Annotated in this window: 15 protein-coding genes; 7 read left to right on the plus strand and 8 right to left on the minus strand. The window is 43.1% G+C overall.

Annotated elements, in window-relative coordinates:
• Nucleotides 1-86: 86 nt before the first annotated feature.
• Nucleotides 87-2,378 carry a glycoside hydrolase family 65 protein gene (locus tag TY49_RS16000; RefSeq protein ID WP_041966914.1) on the minus strand — a complete coding sequence of 764 codons (2,292 nt, stop codon included), beginning with the start codon at nucleotides 2,376-2,378 and terminating at the stop codon, nucleotides 87-89.
• A 230-nt stretch (nucleotides 2,379-2,608) separates the two neighbouring features.
• Between TY49_RS16000 and TY49_RS16005 the strand changes: the two genes are divergently transcribed.
• Entirely contained in the window at nucleotides 2,609-2,977 is a 369-nt protein-coding gene (locus TY49_RS16005) for a heme-copper oxidase family protein (protein ID WP_041966915.1), read from the plus strand.
• A 42-nt stretch (nucleotides 2,978-3,019) separates the two neighbouring features.
• Here TY49_RS16005 and TY49_RS16010 read toward each other — a convergent pair whose 3' ends face one another.
• Nucleotides 3,020-4,225 (minus strand): MFS transporter, encoded by a 1,206-nt coding sequence (locus TY49_RS16010; RefSeq protein ID WP_041966916.1) that lies wholly within the window; start codon nucleotides 4,223-4,225, stop codon nucleotides 3,020-3,022.
• A 195-nt stretch (nucleotides 4,226-4,420) separates the two neighbouring features.
• Between TY49_RS16010 and TY49_RS16015 the strand changes: the two genes are divergently transcribed.
• Nucleotides 4,421-5,254 carry a hypothetical protein gene (locus tag TY49_RS16015; protein ID WP_041966917.1) on the plus strand — a complete coding sequence of 278 codons (834 nt, stop codon included), beginning with the start codon at nucleotides 4,421-4,423 and terminating at the stop codon, nucleotides 5,252-5,254.
• A 32-nt stretch (nucleotides 5,255-5,286) separates the two neighbouring features.
• Here TY49_RS16015 and TY49_RS16020 read toward each other — a convergent pair whose 3' ends face one another.
• The 3 genes from TY49_RS16020 to TY49_RS16030 form a co-directional block, all read right to left on the minus strand.
• Nucleotides 5,287-7,518 carry a HAMP domain-containing sensor histidine kinase gene (locus TY49_RS16020; RefSeq protein ID WP_041966918.1) on the minus strand — a complete coding sequence of 744 codons (2,232 nt, stop codon included), beginning with the start codon at nucleotides 7,516-7,518 and terminating at the stop codon, nucleotides 5,287-5,289.
• Nucleotides 7,496-8,188 (minus strand): response regulator transcription factor, encoded by a 693-nt coding sequence (locus TY49_RS16025; protein WP_041966919.1) that lies wholly within the window; start codon nucleotides 8,186-8,188, stop codon nucleotides 7,496-7,498. The genes TY49_RS16020 and TY49_RS16025 overlap by 23 nt, the downstream gene beginning before the upstream one ends.
• Before the next feature lie 480 nt (nucleotides 8,189-8,668).
• Nucleotides 8,669-9,133 (minus strand): HAD family hydrolase, encoded by a 465-nt coding sequence (locus tag TY49_RS16030; protein ID WP_041966920.1) that lies wholly within the window; start codon nucleotides 9,131-9,133, stop codon nucleotides 8,669-8,671.
• Nucleotides 9,134-9,193: 60 nt separating this feature from the next.
• Between TY49_RS16030 and TY49_RS16035 the strand changes: the two genes are divergently transcribed.
• Nucleotides 9,194-9,733, plus strand: a complete 540-nt coding sequence (locus tag TY49_RS16035; protein WP_041966921.1) for a dihydrofolate reductase family protein — start codon at nucleotides 9,194-9,196, stop codon at nucleotides 9,731-9,733.
• An 18-nt stretch (nucleotides 9,734-9,751) separates the two neighbouring features.
• Here the strand turns inward: TY49_RS16035 and TY49_RS16040 are convergent, their stop codons facing one another.
• Both TY49_RS16040 and TY49_RS16045 read right to left on the minus strand, forming a co-directional pair.
• Nucleotides 9,752-10,735 (minus strand): DUF4179 domain-containing protein, encoded by a 984-nt coding sequence (locus TY49_RS16040; RefSeq protein WP_052442211.1) that lies wholly within the window; start codon nucleotides 10,733-10,735, stop codon nucleotides 9,752-9,754.
• Nucleotides 10,713-11,246 carry a sigma-70 family RNA polymerase sigma factor gene (locus TY49_RS16045; RefSeq protein ID WP_041966922.1) on the minus strand — a complete coding sequence of 178 codons (534 nt, stop codon included), beginning with the start codon at nucleotides 11,244-11,246 and terminating at the stop codon, nucleotides 10,713-10,715. Before TY49_RS16045 ends, TY49_RS16040 begins: the two co-directional genes overlap by 23 nt.
• 144 nt (nucleotides 11,247-11,390) lie before the next feature.
• Between TY49_RS16045 and TY49_RS16050 the strand changes: the two genes are divergently transcribed.
• The 3 genes from TY49_RS16050 to TY49_RS16060 are packed head-to-tail and all read left to right on the plus strand — an operon-like array spanning nucleotide 11,391 to nucleotide 13,697.
• Entirely contained in the window at nucleotides 11,391-12,440 is a 1,050-nt protein-coding gene (locus tag TY49_RS16050; RefSeq protein WP_041966923.1) for an alpha/beta hydrolase, read from the plus strand.
• The gene (locus TY49_RS16055) at nucleotides 12,437-13,309 is read left to right on the plus strand and encodes an alpha/beta fold hydrolase (protein WP_041966924.1); all 873 of its coding nucleotides are present in this window, start codon (nucleotides 12,437-12,439) and stop codon (nucleotides 13,307-13,309) included. The genes TY49_RS16050 and TY49_RS16055 overlap by 4 nt, the downstream gene beginning before the upstream one ends.
• Nucleotides 13,310-13,319: 10 nt before the next feature.
• Nucleotides 13,320-13,697 carry a VOC family protein gene (locus TY49_RS16060; RefSeq protein WP_041966925.1) on the plus strand — a complete coding sequence of 126 codons (378 nt, stop codon included), beginning with the start codon at nucleotides 13,320-13,322 and terminating at the stop codon, nucleotides 13,695-13,697.
• Nucleotides 13,698-13,733: 36 nt separating this feature from the next.
• Here the strand turns inward: TY49_RS16060 and TY49_RS16065 are convergent, their stop codons facing one another.
• Nucleotides 13,734-14,609, minus strand: a complete 876-nt coding sequence (locus tag TY49_RS16065; RefSeq protein WP_041966926.1) for an SGNH/GDSL hydrolase family protein — start codon at nucleotides 14,607-14,609, stop codon at nucleotides 13,734-13,736.
• 276 nt (nucleotides 14,610-14,885) lie between these two features.
• Here TY49_RS16065 and TY49_RS16070 point away from each other — a divergent pair, with 276 nt between their 5' ends.
• Nucleotides 14,886-16,142 (plus strand): GGDEF domain-containing protein, encoded by a 1,257-nt coding sequence (locus tag TY49_RS16070; protein ID WP_041966927.1) that lies wholly within the window; start codon nucleotides 14,886-14,888, stop codon nucleotides 16,140-16,142.
• Nucleotides 16,143-16,327 lie beyond the last annotated feature (185 nt).

A 16,327-nucleotide genomic window follows, 5' to 3' on the forward strand; every position in this document is an offset into this window, starting at 1 on the left:
ATTCCACCGCGATATGGTGCCGCGCGGCTGCAGTTGCATTCTAATGAGAGAGACCTTCAGGCTGCCCCAAAGATCTCTCAGCATCTTTATTTTAATTTTACAGTTAGCTCGCCTTCTGCTGGAATTGTGACTTCCTCGCCGTAAAGCTTCATTGCAAGTTCTGGTCCTTGCTGCGTGAGGACGACGTTTTCCTGGTTTACTTCTACCTTGATGTAGTGGTCGCGGTAGATGATGTTGAAGCTGTACTGGTTCCATGCTTTAGGAATGAACGGCGCGAATGATAATGTGCCTTCAGCTGTACGCATGCCCGCGAAGCCCTGGACGATACCCAGCCATGCACCTGTCATACTTGTGATGTGCAGGCCGTCTTCTGTGTCGTTGTTGTAGTTATCAAGGTCAAGGCGTGCCGTGCGGTTGTACATTTCGTATGCCTTCTCTTCCATGCCAAGCTCTGCAGCAAGGACTGCGTGGATACTTGGGGACAGTGATGACTCATGAACTGTCATTGGCTCATAGAATTCAAAGTTGCGGCGCTTCTCTTCTTCTGTGAACTCGTGATTGAAGAAGTACAAGCCTTGAAGAACATCTGCCTGTTTGATGAAGCAGCTGCGCAGGATTTTATCCCATGACCAGTTCTGGTTGATCGGACGATCTTCAGCTGAAAGCTCATCAACAGTCATCAGGTCTTTATCAAGGAATGTATCGTGCTGGACGAATACACCTTTTTCTTCATCGTATGGGAAGTACATTTTTTCAATGATGTGCTGCCATTTCGCTAGCTCATCATCTGAGAATTCCAGGCCTGCGAGGCGCGCCTCATGGCCGTTTTGCTTCAGGGATTCAATCACTTCCAGCGTGTAGCGCAGTGTCCAGACAGCGATAGTGTTTGTGTACCAGTTGTTGTTGACATTGTTTTCGTACTCGTTCGGACCCGTTACACCATGCATCATATAAACGTTCTTGGACTTGCTAAAGTGCACACGGTCTGCCCAGAAACGGGAGATGCCGGCAAGCACATCGATTCCATATTCATGAAGATAATCTTGATCTCCAGTATAGTTTACATAGTTATAAATCGCGTAAGCAATTGCGCCGTTACGGTGGATCTCTTCGAACGTGATTTCCCACTCATTGTGGCACTCGACGCCTGTAAAAGTAACCATTGGGTAAAGTGCACCGTTAAGTCCCTGCTGCTTCGCATTGTGATATGCGCCATCAAGCTGGTTGTGTCGGTAAATCAACAGGTTGCGCGCCACCTCTGACTCTGCAGTAGACAAGTATAATGGAATTGCGTACGCTTCTGTATCCCAGTAAGTCGCACCGCCGTACTTTTCACCTGTAAAACCTTTTGGTCCAATGTTCAAACGGGAATCTTCCCCATAATAAGTAGAGAACAGTTGGAACAGGTTGAAACGAATTCCCTGCTGCGCCTCATCATCGCCAGCGATTTCAACATCAGCGATTTCCCAGCGGCTTAGCCAGCCATTTCTGTGCTCTTCCAACAGCTGATCAAAACCTTTTTCAACAGAACGAGCTAGGACTTCACGCCCTTTAGAAACAAGATCGCCAGCTTCATAGTCACGGTCTGTTGTTACAGCAATATACTTGTAAAGGGTTACAGTTTGTCCCTGCTCGGCCTTAACTTCAATCACATTTTCCACGTATTCTTCTTTTTCACTGACTTCAACTTTAGCTACATTTCCATCGACAACCGTTTGCATAGTTGTCGCAACCTGGAATGTTGGAGTACCGAATGGATTGTCTTTCGTTTTCATTACAAGACTGCCATTATGTTCTGAGGCATCCCTGCTAATTTCGTACCAGAAATCTTCATCATAGTTAGAATCTTCGTTGCGCACGTCCCCATCAAGATAAGGGACAAAGGTAACGTTTCCATTATAGTTCTTGGCAGTAACTGAATATTTGATCGCAGCCAGTTCTTTATCAGCAACCGATAGGAATCGGATTGCTTCCACTTCAGTTTCCTTACCGTCCTGGATGACCGTGAATTTCCTTATCAAGACACCATGCTGCATATCAAGTTCACGGTAGTAATCCTTCACTTCTGCTTTATTAAGGTCAAGTTCCTCTCCGTCAACGAATACTTTTATGCCGATAAAGTTCGTTGAGTTAATGACCTTGCCAAAATAGTGCGGATAGCCATTTTTCCACCATCCTACACGTGTTTTATCTGGAAACCAGACGCCTGCAATATATGAACCGCGATGGAAGTCTCCAGTATATGTTTCTTCAAAGTTTCCGCGCATGCCCATATGGCCATTTCCGAGGCTTGTAATGCTTTCTGCAAGGCGGAAATCTTCTCTATGCAAGTCCGTTTCGACGATCTTCCAGCTATCAATCCCAAATAATCTTTTCATAGCTTTTATCTCCTTTTAGAAGTTGTACAAACGTTTGCACTATTATATCATGAATTTCCGCAAAAATGACAAAACCAAAGGTGATATTTTTGTGTCATCCTGAACTTATTATTATTTTACTATTATAATCCGGTAAAAATTTTTTTACCTATTTAGTTAGTACATATGTTATAAATTTTCAGAAAACTAATATACTCTAAAAGACCTAAACAAGGAAGGAGGTAACAGTTATGAGCATACGATTTTTCAAGGTCGCTGCGGTCTATTTTGTCATTGCTATTATTCTAGGAATTGTTATGGGGATCGCGCATGATTTCACATTGACATCGGTTCACGCACATTTGAACTTGCTTGGCTGGGTATCAATGGCCCTGTTCGGGACGATTTATTATCTTTTTCCTGCAGCAGGGAACAGTAAGCTCGCATCTAAGCATTTCTGGCTGCATAACATCGGGGTGCCCGTCATGCAGGGTGGGATCACATTATCCATGTTGATAGGGGGAGTCATTTTCACCGTCTTTGCCATCCTTGGATCACTGGTCATCGTTATCGGAGGCATTCTGTTCATGGTGAATGTGTTCAAGCACGTAAAAGCGTAAATAAGACGAAAAAAGTTCGCCTCGTGAGGCGAACTTTTTTCATTACGCAAGCTCTTTCTGCTTCGTTTCCGTACCCCAGAAGAATACTGCTGCAGCACCGATCAGAATGGCTATGCAGAAAATCGTGAAGATGGCAGTGATGGATAGATTTTGCGCTGATAAATACGGAACCATCAGTGGTCCGATTATCCCGCCGATTCGGCCAAAGGATGCGGCCATTCCAGCACCGGAACCGCGGATTGTTGTTGGATATTGTTCTGGTGTATAAGCATATAATGCTCCCCAGGCACCCAGGTTGAAGAATGACAGCAGGACACCAGCTGTGATCAGCAAAGCAAGCGAGTCTGCCGTTCCAAAGAAATAGGCGCTCAGTGCTGTTCCTATTAAATAGACAACCAGCACGAACTTCCTGCCTGCTCTTTCAATCAGCCAAGCCGCTGTGAAGTAACCAGGAAGCTGGGCCAGGGTCATGATCAAAACATATTGAAAGCTCTTGATCAAGGTGAAGCCTTTCATGACCATTACGCTCGGCAGCCAGAGGAACATTCCATAATAAGAAAATACAACGCTGAACCATAAAATCCAGAGCATCGCCGTTCTCCTGAAGTGTTCCTTTGACCAGACCTCAGCGATGCTTTCTTTAATCGTCAGCCTTTCTTTTTTCGCGACTGCCAGGTACCTTGGAGAATCCGGCAGATTCACTCGCAGATACAGGGCATAGAACGCCGGCAAAGCACTAAGGATCAAAGCCATTTGCCAGCCGAATTTCGGGATGACGAAGTAGGAGATCAGCGCTGCAACAAGCCATCCTGCAGCCCAGAAGCTTTCGAGCAGAACAACAACACGCCCACGCTTTTCAGCAGGCACAGTCTCCGCAACAAGAGTAGACGCTACCGGCAACTCTCCTCCAAGCCCCATTCCAATAAAAAATCTTAGCAATAAAAAGAACGACAAAGTAGTTGCCATTGCGGAAATCCCGCTTCCAACTGAGAAAAGCAATAATGTAATAATAAAAACATTTTTACGGCCAATCCTGTCAGCCAGCAAGCCAAAAACAAAAGCACCGACAGCCATGCCGATTGAGTTCACGCTGCCGATCCAACCCATTTCCTTGCCAGTCAGATTCCAATCGACCTGCAATGCGGCGATGATAAATGATAAGATCCCCACATCCATCGCATCGAACATCCAGCCAAGCCCCGCGATTCCGAGCAGCTTTTTTTCCGAAATCTCCTGTGTCTTTTTCATATAATCCTCCTAAACCATTGCAGCGATACAAATAGTTTCCCTAAAATTGTTAGTTTTAACATTATAATTGCGATGCTACTTAATATTACCATGTGTCTTTACATCAGTCATGATAAAAGCACAGGGATCCTAAGTAAATAATTTCAAAGAATAAGCGGACATTATAACTACATCCCTGAAAAGGTGGAATATATCATGAGAAAAAAGAGGCTCGTTAAAAAGAACTCTATTCCCTTTTTGCTGCTCGCAGTGGTTCATGTCCTGCTTTTCTTCATATTCGCCAAACGAAGCCGCCAAAAGAATATTTGGATTCTCTTGCTTTCTAATATAGGAATGGCCTATTTGTTTGAGTACCCGGTCCTTAATTTGTTCAAAGGGTATGCATATAAACCATACATCCTTAAAAAACGGGCCCATGACCAAATACTTGGAGCTGTTTTTTCCCAGGCTTTATATGTTCCTATTACCGCAACTCTGCTGACACTGTACCATAAGAATCGTTATTGGAAGCTTGGCAGCACACTGATTTATTATGGAATTGAACGTTGTTTCCTACATTTAAAAATCTACAAAGCGCATTGGTGGAAGCCTTACTACACTGTATTTTTCATGAATATCTATTTTTATATCAGCGACTGGTTTTACAAAGCGCTGAACGCGAAAAAAGAATGGGCTCTGGTAATCGCACAATACCTGTCAACTGAAGTCATCGGGGTTACCTTGCTCTATATATCTGCGGTCAACAGGAAAGTCAGGTTTGGACGGGGAATCCACCATTCCTGGCGCGAGCATTTTATCATTGCTCCGCTCTATAGTTTGATCCGCTCTCTTTTCCTTGTAAAAAGCTCTTCAAAACCTGGATTGCAGCCAAAACTGACGATGTTCACGGGCTCCATCTGGATGGATATTCTTTTGGAACGGACCGGTCTTTTAAAACTCCGGTTAAACAAGCTGTGGAATATCACTTTTCATTTTGTGATGATTTTGATCTCAAGGTATCTTTATTTAAAAATTCATCGAAATAAATAAAATCCCCTCTGCATGGCAAAGGGGATTTTAGATTAATTTAATTTTTCGAGTATGACTGTTACCTTGAAAAGGTCACCATCGACTTCGATATCCAGAGAACCTTCATGCAGGTCAACGATTGATTTGGCGATTGCGAGTCCGAGTCCGGACCCTTCTGTATGACGAGATTGGTCGCCACGTTTGAAGCGTTCGAACAATTCATTCAAGTCCTCACCCAGTTCATATTTCGTGATGTTCTTAAAAGTGAGCACCACTTGACTCTGCTCTTCTTTTACCGAAATATAGACCCTCGTATTTTCCAGAGCATATTTGAGAATATTGCCAATAAGGTTATCAAACACCCTCCACAACTTCTGTCCATCAACAAATGCATACACTGCCTGGTCAGGCTGTGATACCCTCATCTGAAGGGTTGACTGGCTCAGCGCCTCATTATGCTCGGCCAAAGCCTGCTGCAGAAGCTGGTTGAGGTCAACCTTCTCCTTATGCAGCTCGATGTTTCCGCTTGCCATTTTCGTCGCTTCGAACAGGTCATCAATCAGCACCTTTAGACGCTTCGATTTCCGGTCGAGAATTTCAATATACGAGTCACGGTCCTCTGGTGCCAAATCAGGTGTTTTCAGGAGCTCCGTATAGGTGATGATCGACGTTAATGGTGTCCTGAGATCGTGGCTTACATTTGTAATCAATTCTGTCTTAAGGCGTTCGCTTTTGGCCTGCTCTTTGTGTGAGACCGTTACAGTTTTCCTGAGTGTATTGATATTGGATGCATGTTTTGCGATAGCAGACTTTCCTTTCACCGGTATGTCAGCACCAAGATTACCTGAAGCAAGCTCTTCTGTATGCTTCATTACTTTATTCAAGTAGCCTGCTTTTCTCATGATTAAGATGAAAATCGGAAGACTTATCACACCAAAGGCGAAAGCAATGACGATTATTGGTCCTCCACCCGCTACAAGGACGGCAACAAACAACACGCCCATTGCAAAGGCAATCCCAAGGATGACAAGCAGCTGGAACCCAATGCTCTTGACGATAAAGGCATCGAGAATGGCGTAGTAGCTTTTAACTATAAGACTGTCATTCAAGTCTTCCTTCAGCTTTGGCCAGTCATTTCGGTACTCTGAAAGGAACTTCAGCTGGATAAATCCAAACGCCAGCATCGAGGCTGCAGCTATTAGACTGATAACGAGTTCAATAAGTGATGAGAAGAGGTCAGAATGGTAATAAACAAACTGTTCACTGATCAGTGTCATGGACAGTAATAGGATGACTCCTGTTAATAAAAGCATCACTGTCCTTACATCCAGCGGAATTCTGCCATAGAGTGGCTTCAAGTGCTCAAATGAACCGAACACAGTAGCTGGTTTCCGTTTTGCCAGGAAATAGCTGACGATCAGCGCTCCGATACTGGAGATCAAATACCCGATAAAGAGCATCTGCCGTTTCTGGTAATCTTTATAATTACTGATTGCAAAGTGTTTGTCAGATGCTTGTTTCGAAAGACCAATTTGACCAGTGAAATCAAGGTTTTGCTTTTGAAGAATTTCCTCTGCCACCTCATTATAGGGCATGAAGTTTTCAATAATTCCTGTGTATGAAATCATATTTTGCAATGCTGTGTAATCCTGAACATAATACATTTCTTTATTATTCATAAAGTCAGAAACAGAATCATTTTTCCCAAGGTTAAGGTTTGTAAAGACAGTGTCTGTATTCCTGTCTTTAAGATAATACTTGTAGGCTTGCTCAAGGTTTAGGAATTCATGGCGGTATTCTGCCAAATCGAGGAAGAATTCATCGATACTTTTTTCCTTTTCTTTGATCACTTTCGACCGGACATATTCATCGCTATTGAAATTCTCCGTTATATCCGCGACTTTGGCGTCTCTTTCCTTTTTGAGCGCTTCTTCGACGGCTTTATTTCCAGAATCGACCGCCTCTTGTATTTGTTGTTCATATTGCATGTTAATGCTGGAGATTTGATCTCCGAGAGTACCGTACCGCATCCGGTGTTCTTCGATTTCTTCTTCGGATACGGTTATCTCCTCTTTCATTTCTTCTTTTGTCATCTTATTCAGCTCATAGACATGCAGCAAGGTCACAAAATGATTCATTTGATTGGCATATTCCTCAGATTCAAAGTAATCGCCTTGCATGAATTGACTCCCGTTTCCCAGCGCTGAAAATAAACCGCTAAGCCCGTATGCGATGAGAAGCACCCAGGTCACAAACAGATACTTACTTTTCGATTTTATATCCAATCCCCCACACCACCTTTAAAAATCTTGGATTCTTCGGATCGATCTCTATTTTCTCGCGGATTTTGCGGATATGGACCGCCACCGTGTTTTCGGCATTGTAGCTCGGTTCCTTCCAAACCCGCTCATAGATATCATTGATCGAGAACACTCTTCCGGCGTTCGTCATCAGCAGCTCGAGGATCTTGTACTCGATAGGTGTCAATTTGACTGGCTCGCCATGCGCTGTGACTTCCTTCGAGGATTGGTCGAGTGTCAGTCCGTTCAGGTCGATGACTTTCACTTTCCCCTCATATGTACCGAGCGTGACATACCTTCTCAGATGTGATTTAACCCTCGCAATCAGTTCGAGCGGATTGAATGGCTTCGTTACATAATCATCCGCACCGACCTGAAGCCCGAGGATTTTGTCCGTATCCTCCGCTTTTGCGCTCAAGATGATGATCGGGATGTTTTTGTCCTCCCGGATTCGGAAGGTTGTCGTAATCCCATCCTGGCGTGGCATCATGATATCGAGCAAAATTAAGTGCACCGGCTGCTCATTCAGTTTCTCGATCGCCTCAATTCCATCCGCCGCCTTGATCACCTTGATTCCTTCATTCTTCAAATAAATCTCGATCGCATCGCGTATCTCTTTTTCATCATCAACGACCAGCACATTGTATTGTTCCACGCTTGAAACCCCCTTCCCAAACAGGCAAGCTTTGATATTGATCATTCTAGACAGTGAACCTTAATATTCACTGAGCATAAATCTTAAGATTTTCTTAATATTGGTAAAAGTAGTGTGTGAATCTATTATATATTTTTCTGTTGATTGATAGAAAAGGTAATTTTGGGGTGTTTTACTCATAACAATGGAGATTTCCTGCAATGGAAACCGGCCCATGCTCCGGAAGTTGAGCCGGTTGGAGGTAAAAAGCCAGTTTTCAATAAGTTTCATGCCCTTTTTCGTTCTTTTAATATTTTTATTGGCGATTTTCACAACTTTATTGGCGATTTTCAAATTTTATTGGCGAAAATATATATATATTGGCGATTTCACCCTACTTATTGGCGAAAATCAGATTTTATTGGCGAACTGGAAATTTCGGTCGTTTTTTTCCAGTTCCGGCCCCAGTTACTTGGGCAGCGTTTATTTCAGTCCACGCTGCTACTTACGCAGCGTTGCAATCAATCGGTTAGGATTCAGCAGCAAATCCAAACCATCATTGATATTTTCAATCATCAGATCACTTTTCAACAGTGTTGCCGTAGCACAGCCTTCTCTTCCGGTTATAGCGATCGCAAGGTCCGCCGCTTCAAACATAGCTTCATCATTCGCCCCGTTACCCATACAGATCACCTCATCAAGGTTCGTAACAAACTCCCCTTTTTCAGCAGTGTGGTCATCTGATTGGAGTACGTGCACGTTAACTGGCAGCCCGCTGCATTGTCGGGCTACCGTTCCATTCGTATCCGCGGTAATGACATGAATCTCCACGTCTTTGCTTAAAAGCACGATCCTTTCAGCTACTCCAGTAATCAGCTCGCCGCCAAAAGCAATGGTTCCGTTAAAATCCAAAACTAAATGGTTGATATTAAATTGTCCTCTGCCCGGGATGTTCAATGCAAGCATGAATATGCCTCCCATTTTTGATAGAATATCGTTATTATACACCTGCTTGGAGGATGTTGAATGGAAAAGAGCAATGTGATACTTTATATCGCGATGAGCCTTGATGGCTATATTGCCAGGCCGGATGGCGCCGTTGACTGGCTCGATGATGTGGAAGGCGATGGCAATAATGGTTACAGTGAATTCTACAGCAAGGTTGGGACAGTAATAATGGGACGTAAAACGTACGAAGAGGTTTTGAGACTGACTGACGAGTTTCCGTATGCCGGTAAGCCATGTTATGTTCTATCGCGACAGTCTCAGGAAAGCAACTCTCATGTAACATTTACAGATGAGGAGCTAGAATCCCTGATTTCGCGTCTGAAGGAACAGTCCGTTGGGTATGTCTGGCTTGTCGGCGGCGGCCAGCTTGTCCAGCAATTCCTTGAGAAAAAGCTGCTTGACGAAATGGAGCTTTATATCATCCCGAAATTGATTGGGGAAGGAATCCCGCTGTTCCCAGAAGGCACACTGCCTGCGAATTTCGAGTTAACTGGCACAGGCGGATTAGGACAGATCGCCGCACTGAAATACAGATCTAAAACTAATGGCGCTGGATGACTTCCAGCGCCTCATTTTTTAAAGATCTATTTTAACAGAGTCAAGCTTTTCTCCCGATTCAATTGATGGATGGACCTCGATAAAATCCGAATCAGGCACCATTGGGATTGTGATCCGCCTTTTCTCAGTCACCGTTCCATTCTCGACATTCCTCTCCAGTTTTGCATCAGAAGTTCCGCCAATCATTCGCTTACCCCTATCATCAAAAAGATTGAGCATGACTCTCTCGCCACCTTCAGGATAACTCAGTGTATATTCAATGGCTATCGAAGATTTCCCGGTAATCAACTTTTCGAACGTGATTTTATAATCACCAAGCTCCCTTGCCTGCCCTAGCGCTACTGTTTCAAACGGCAGCTGGCTGATCGGCACGTCAAAATTCCATTTCCCCTGTTCGTCCTTCCAGTTGTCATTGATTTCTCCGATTCCAATGATGTTGAATGGCAAAGTTGTTTCTGCCGGCAATTCTGCTCTTGGATAGCTTAACTGGATATGCCCTTTGTAGCCGCCCTCTATAGGGAGCAGCTTTACAAGCTCCATCGTTTCTTCGATATTCGGATCTCGGTCGAAAATTTCATAGAATGCATAAATCTCGTCCTCGTTACCCTTCACTTCACCTTTTACATCAAAGGTGACACCAATTATTGCTCCGTCATAATAAGCATCAGTAACTCTCACATCAATTCCGTCAAAAGCTGCCTTTTCATTTAACTCAGTGATGAGCTGTTGCGAGGCGAGATTTCCGGCAACCTTGTCATGTTCATAAAGCTTCGCCAGGAAAGGAATATCCGCCATCACCTTCCCTACCGATGGCACCATGAAGCCTGATGCAACGAACAGGACTGCAGCAGCGGCAACTGACGCCCCTAATACTTTAAAACGTGATTTTTGCTTAGCTCTTATCTTGCTTCCCTTCCTTACCCCAGCCTGGATTGCTTTTAAAACATCAGCTTCAGGAACCTCAATCTGATCCACCGATTCATGAAACATTTTCTTTTTCATCGTGATCGCCTCCCAATCTAGTTTTCAATTCCTTCCTGCCGCGCTGCAGATAGGTTTTTACGGTATTTTCAGGTATGTCCATCGTTCTGGCAATCTCGCTGATTGGCAGGTCATGATAGTAAAACAGGATAATCGCGGTCCGGTACTGTTCCTTTAATTGAGTGATCGCCTCCATCAAATCAAGGCTTTCGGCGACCTTATGATCGTTGCTTGAAGGCAGGTCAACGAGCTTCTCAACTGGCATTTCTATTTTTCTTTTTTTCAAAACATCATACGCACAATGGATCAAGATCCTTGTCAGCCATGTTAAAAAGTATTCTTCACTCTTCAACTGTCCGATTGCCAGGAAGGCTTTGCAGGAGGTTTCCTGAACGATATCGAGAGCATCCTCTCTGTTCCCCGCATATAAGAATGCGGTCCTATACAATCGTTCACTATGTAAAACCAGCAGCTCTTCAAACGCTTTAGCATTGCCCTTTACTGCCTTCTTCACAAGCTTTGCTTCTTTCATTTCCTGACCTCCTTTCACTCTTTAGAGCACTCTCAGGTAAAAAAAGTTTCAACTTTTTCGAGATATTTTTCTAGTACTAAAGTAATATAGTAATAAATGGAATTTACATATGTATAAACCTAGTATATCGAACGAGGTAATGTAATGGGCTTTTTCTCTCGAAAGCCTGATTTTCATATTCCGGAAGACGGAATTGACCGAATTGATACGATTACACTCGGCGGAATCCAACAGAGTATCCTCATCCAGTCCTACTCACCTAAGAACCCGGTGCTGCTTTTTTTGCATGGCGGCCCTTCCATGCCCATGCCTGGTATCTCTTCCAGAGGAAGAAACTTCACTGTCGCTACCAACACCAAAGAGCTGGTCAAGTACTATACCGTCGTCTTTTGGGACCAGCGCGGGACAGGGAAATCCTATCACAAAGATATTCCTCAAACATCGATGACCTTTGAACAACTTGTATCCGATGCAGCTGATCTGACTGATTATTTACGAAAAACATTTCAGCAGAATAAGATTTTCCTTGCCGCCCACTCTTTCGGTACTTTGATCGGCATGTACCTGGTAAAAAGACACCCAGATAAATTCCATTCTTATGTCGGCATATCGCAGATAATCAGCTGGACAGAAAATGATCGTGAAGGTCTCGAATGGGCAAAAAAAGAGGCAAAACGGCGCGGCGATTTTAAAGCATTAAATGAACTTGAAGCCGTTGGCGATCCGCCTTTTACAGAGGGCTATAAGCAATGGGGTGTCCTGCGAAAATGGCAAATGAAGTATAGTACGATGGTTTATAATGACGATAAAATCAAGCACCCCGGACTCGCGAAAGTATCGCTCGATATGCTTGTCTCGAAGAATTACAGTTTAAAGGATGTTTTCCATTCCTTTTACAGTGGGTTCAAGCTGATCTACACAGACGCATTCATTAGAAATATACCAAAGATCGATGTGCAAAAAGATGTCCCATCTGTGGATGTTCCTGTCACCTTCATTCATGGCCGGAAGGATGTCCATGTTCATGCCCACTTTGTGGAAGACTATCTTAGCACCCTAAAAACGAACCATGATAAAAGTTTCATATGGATGGAGCAATCTGCCCACCTCTTTCACCCGAATGATACGGCATTAATCGAACAGCAACTTATCAATCAATTAAGTCATATTAAAGCAGAGGTTATTAATCTATGAAAACCATTTATAAAAGCCCGGAAGGAAAAGAGCAAATTCTTAACCAATATGAAGAGTATCTTACCCATTTCGATTCACTAATTGGCAGGGACTATGTCAAAACGAGATTTGGCAGCACCCATGTCCTGGTAATGGGAAAGGAAGACGGGAAGCCTCTATTTATTTTCCAGGGTGGCAATTGCATCAATCCCGTCACTCTATCCTGGTTCAAAGGCTTGCTGGAGGAGTATAGGGTCTATGCGCCTGACACCATCGGGCATCCGGGATACAGTGACGAAACGAGAATATCTGCCTCAGACAGCAGCTTTGCTCAATGGACAGCCGACCTGTTGGACCATTACAAGCTTGAAAAATGCGCATTCATCGGCCCTTCATATGGTGGAGGCATCATCCTCAGGATTGCCGCATTTATGCCAGAAAGGATTCAGTGCGCTGTCCTTGTCGCTCCAGCGGGGATCAGCCTTGGTTCAAAGATTAAAATGATCAAGGAAATCCTTGTCCCGATGATTTTTTACAAAATGAACGGATCTGTCAAAAGTCTCCGCAAAATCGCCGATGTCATGTCCTCCAACAGTATGAAGGAGCTGGATGAAAGCATTATCGGCAATATTTTCAAACACACAACCCTAGAACAGGAAATGCCCAAACTGACGACTGCGGAAGAATTGAGAGATTACAGTGCTCCCACCCTTGTCATAACGGGAACAGAGGATGTCTTTTTCCCAGGAAACAAAATTTCCCAAAAAGCGGAAGGACTTTTAGGTGACTGGCTAGAATTGAAAATGTATCAGATGGCACATTTTCCGTCCACATCACAACTTGAAACAATCGATACAGATATCAAGGAGTTTTTGAAAAACCATTATTAGGAGGCAAGTAATGCACTCAAATCCAGTACAAAAAGTCGGCCAGATTGGCATACCTGTAAAAAATATCGAAAGAGCCACTGCCTTTTATCAAGAAAAATTAGGTCTGCCGTTATTGTTCAATACGGATACAATGGCCTTTTTCGACTGTGAAGGCGTCCGTCTTCTGTTAACCCTTCCGGAAAACGAGCAATTTGCCCATCCTAGTTCAGTCATCTATTTACAGGTTGAAGATATCAAGGCAAAGTATGAAGAGCTGCTTTCAGGTGGCGTGGAGTTCATCGGGGAACCCCATGTTGTCGCTAAAATTGGCGATACGGAAACATGGATGGTGTTCTTCAAGGATACAGAGGAAAATACACATGCATTCATGAGCGAGGTTTCAGCATAAAGCCAAAAGGATACTGCCAATGAAGCAGTCTCCTTTTTATTGGATTGCTTTCAATTCATTCTTTTTTAGGAATAACTCAATTTGATGCGCCGCCATCATCCCCGCCGTACTGTTCAAATGCATTCCGTCAGTCAGCAGCAAGTATCCATTCCGGACAGAAATCCGGTCGAGGCTGTATCCGTATACGAAATGCTCGATGATCGCTTTTTCATAAAGCTTCGTTCCGGTCTTCAGCGACCGTCCCCTCGTATGTCCTTTTCCCTTTAGATATGCCTTTAATTTTTCGTTAAAAGGAAGGTAAGAAACATTGGTCATTTCCGCCGTTTTTTTAATGACCTCGTTGTACTGGTCAATTTCCTTATTTGCTTTCGAAAATAAGTTCTCACCAACGACCGGGAGTGATAGCAACCCGATTTTCGCAGATGTTTCTGATTTTAGCCTTGAGACGATTAACGCAAGATTCTTTTCATACACCAATAATGACGGTTTTTCCAATTGCTGAGCCAGCTTGATGTTCTTCTTTGCAAGGTCTGGGGCTATTTTAGCCGCAGCATCATTCAACCCGACTAATATCACGATGAATTCAGGCTGGCAAGCGATCACATCATCCAACCGCTGCAGAACATCATAAGCGGTACTTCCATTCACTCCGGCATTAATGAATTGATAATCGTTGCAGTTTTTCCTCCTGGCTGCGTCATCAACAAAATTGTAGCTGATGTTGCCATGAACCGCATCACCGCCGACCACAGCCACAAGCTTCTTGCCTTCCTGGCGAAGCCCTTTTTCCATAAAAGCCTTCGGATTATTGTGAGGCAATTGTTTAATGCGGCTTTTCCGCTGATAATACAACGATAAACTGACAGCAGCTATTAATAATAGGACTAATATCCCGCCATAAATAAGATCCATATATAACCCCTCTCATTGTGGTAATTTATTAATTAAAAATTCTGAATATATATTATAAAACTATTCGACAATATGCGTAAAATTCCCTGTCAAACAGATATTTACCTAAACAAAAATTATTTCTCCTGCCGATAATTCCATTATAGCCTTTTATGTTATGCAACAGACAAAATAAATGGTTCAAAAATTTCAATAAATCAAAAAATTACTTTGCAACTAGATTTGTATTTAGGATAAAATTATGTGGTAGAGTTTGGGAAAGGGGATTTTCTACCTATGCTGAAAGCTAGGTTATATGATTTCACGTTATTTTTTACTGCTGTTGCCGTGGCTTTTGGATTAGGTGCGTTCACTATAGATAAAAACAGTTTTTTTATAGCACTATTTATCTATTGGTTATTTTCAACCCTTTATAACCACTTAAGAATCACAGCGAAAAACGGAACGCTGAAGTTTGATTATGGGATCAGTTACAGCTTATCCTTCGGTATTTTTGCAGGTCCGATCGGTCTGTTCATTTTTGAAGCTATCTATCGTTTCACAGTCTATTTTTCAAGAAAAAGTTCCAAAACCGCCGATGACACCGAACTTTCCGATACATTTTACAATATAGGCGCTCATGTGTTGATCTACTCAATTGGTTATTTCCTATTCCAGCTCGGATATCCATTAATAGAGAATATCCCCTTCGGATTCTTTATCCTGATGTGCATCCTTGCTGTAACGACCACGTTGATTTCCTATACCTTCTTGACCACTGCCTTTTACATTATGGGAGAAATCAAGAGCCTTGAGCAGGCAATTAAGTTTTTCAAAGAAAGCAATAACTGGCTGGATCTTGGTAAAACAGCATTCACGAATGGCTTGCTGCTGCTTTTACTAGAGGAACAGCGATGGGAAATGGTCGTTGGATTATTCATTCTGAACTATCTCGTCAGCCGTTCCTTCCAATCAAAATCGCAAAGCATCCAGAACAAAATTGAGCGGGACAAGTTCGAGCAAATGGCCTATACGGATTTTCTGACCGGGATTCCAAACCGTGCATACATGGATAAAAAAATGTTTGAGTTGAACCATACTGGTGAAAAAATCGGCATCGTTGTAGCCGACATCGATAAATTCAAGCTTATAAATGATTCCTACAATCATGCCGTAGGCGACCGGGTGATCCAGCATTTTGCCCATACACTTAAAAGCTACTTGTCTGAAGACGATCATGTTTTCCGGAGCGGCGGGGAAGAATTCACATTGATTCTCAGGAATAGATCCTTCAGCCAAAACATTGATCTTGTGGAAAAGATTCGCCATGGGGTTGAGGTAAGTTCAGTGGATGTTGATTATCAATCCGAGAAGCATGCTGTTTCAATAACCTCTTCATTTGGGTTGTATTATTTTAAAGTCAACCAGTACACTTCGATGGAAAAAGGGTATATCTTTGCTGACCAGCTCTTGCTGCAATCGAAGGACCTTGGCAAAAACAAAGTTACCTTTAAGGACGAGCTTTCCCGACATGTCCCGGTCAATAGTATGTAAAAAGACAGAGAATCGCTTCTCTGTCTTTTTTCTGTGCAATAGAAGAGTTATGCTATATTGACAGGATTTCTGCTTTGCGAGGCAAACCTGTCACAAAAACAGGATTTTCTTGACAGCTTTTCTGCTTTGAAACCCAAACCTGTCACAATAACGGGATTTTCTTGACAGCTTTTTCTGCTTTGTAA

The sequence above is a fragment of the Mesobacillus selenatarsenatis SF-1 genome (genome assembly GCF_000813125.1).
Taxonomy (GTDB): domain Bacteria; phylum Bacillota; class Bacilli; order Bacillales; family Cytobacillaceae; genus Mesobacillus; species Mesobacillus selenatarsenatis.

Coding starts and splice junctions, on each gene's coding strand:
- TY49_RS16015 (WP_041966917.1), top strand. CDS start 4,421: ATGAGAAAAAAGAGGCTCGTTAAAAAGAACTCTATTCCCTTTTTGCTG.
- TY49_RS16050 (WP_041966923.1), top strand. CDS start 11,391: ATGGGCTTTTTCTCTCGAAAGCCTGATTTTCATATTCCGGAAGACGGA.
- TY49_RS16005 (WP_041966915.1), top strand. CDS start 2,609: ATGAGCATACGATTTTTCAAGGTCGCTGCGGTCTATTTTGTCATTGCT.
- TY49_RS16035 (WP_041966921.1), top strand. CDS start 9,194: ATGGAAAAGAGCAATGTGATACTTTATATCGCGATGAGCCTTGATGGC.
- TY49_RS16000 (WP_041966914.1), bottom strand. CDS start 2,378: ATGAAAAGATTATTTGGGATTGATAGCTGGAAGATCGTCGAAACGGAC.
- TY49_RS16060 (WP_041966925.1), top strand. CDS start 13,320: ATGCACTCAAATCCAGTACAAAAAGTCGGCCAGATTGGCATACCTGTA.
- TY49_RS16065 (WP_041966926.1), bottom strand. CDS start 14,609: ATGGATCTTATTTATGGCGGGATATTAGTCCTATTATTAATAGCTGCT.
- TY49_RS16010 (WP_041966916.1), bottom strand. CDS start 4,225: ATGAAAAAGACACAGGAGATTTCGGAAAAAAAGCTGCTCGGAATCGCG.
- TY49_RS16055 (WP_041966924.1), top strand. CDS start 12,437: ATGAAAACCATTTATAAAAGCCCGGAAGGAAAAGAGCAAATTCTTAAC.
- TY49_RS16040 (WP_052442211.1), bottom strand. CDS start 10,735: ATGAAAAAGAAAATGTTTCATGAATCGGTGGATCAGATTGAGGTTCCT.
- TY49_RS16070 (WP_041966927.1), top strand. CDS start 14,886: ATGCTGAAAGCTAGGTTATATGATTTCACGTTATTTTTTACTGCTGTT.
- TY49_RS16030 (WP_041966920.1), bottom strand. CDS start 9,133: ATGCTTGCATTGAACATCCCGGGCAGAGGACAATTTAATATCAACCAT.
- TY49_RS16045 (WP_041966922.1), bottom strand. CDS start 11,246: ATGAAAGAAGCAAAGCTTGTGAAGAAGGCAGTAAAGGGCAATGCTAAA.